Here is a 407-nt window from a genome sequence, read left to right as displayed (position 1 = left end):
TATATCATATCGATTGGAATTATTATTGGAAATATTATTACTTTCTCTTTTGGTCTCAATATCCCCCATGCACCCAATATANNAGATATAGCAGCAGAAGATCCAATTCCACTAACTAGAGGGTAATTATAATATTGAAATAAAAAGAATATATTTCCAATGATACTGGATAAGAAAAATAATATTAAAAGATCTTTATTTCCATATAAATATTCAAATAATGAAACCAAGAAAAAACAGTGCTAATCCATCAAAGAATAATTGTGTTAAATCATAATCCCCAAAAATAGATGTTATAAACATCCATGGATATCTTATAGCATAATGTGGATAAAAAGCAATTATATTTAATATTGATGGATACATTCAATTCTATAATATATACTATAAAGAGTATAATTATATAA

Annotated in this window: 2 protein-coding genes (1 of these 2 cut by a window edge); both read right to left on the bottom strand. The window is 24.2% G+C overall.

Annotation, left to right across the window (positions count from 1 at the left end; genetic code table 11):
• Nucleotides 1-230, bottom strand: part of the annotated coding region (locus LUA84_RS05080) for a rhomboid family intramembrane serine protease (RefSeq protein ID WP_457913280.1) (this coding region is incomplete at its 3' end). 69 nt of the annotated region lie to the left of the window's left edge; 230 of its 299 annotated nt are in view.
• Nucleotides 214-366 (bottom strand): hypothetical protein, encoded by a 153-nt coding sequence (locus LUA84_RS01295; protein ID WP_231434080.1) that lies wholly within the window; start codon nucleotides 364-366, stop codon nucleotides 214-216. The genes LUA84_RS05080 and LUA84_RS01295, both read right to left, overlap by 17 nt.
• Between the last annotated feature and the right edge of the window lie 41 nt (nucleotides 367-407).

The sequence above is a fragment of the Candidatus Nanopusillus massiliensis genome, assembly GCF_920984865.1.
Note: the sequence above shows the minus strand (reverse complement) of the source record. Positions and strands in the feature narration are given on the sequence as shown.

Coding starts and splice junctions, on each gene's coding strand:
- LUA84_RS01295 (WP_231434080.1), bottom strand. CDS start 366: ATGTATCCATCAATATTAAATATAATTGCTTTTTATCCACATTATGCT.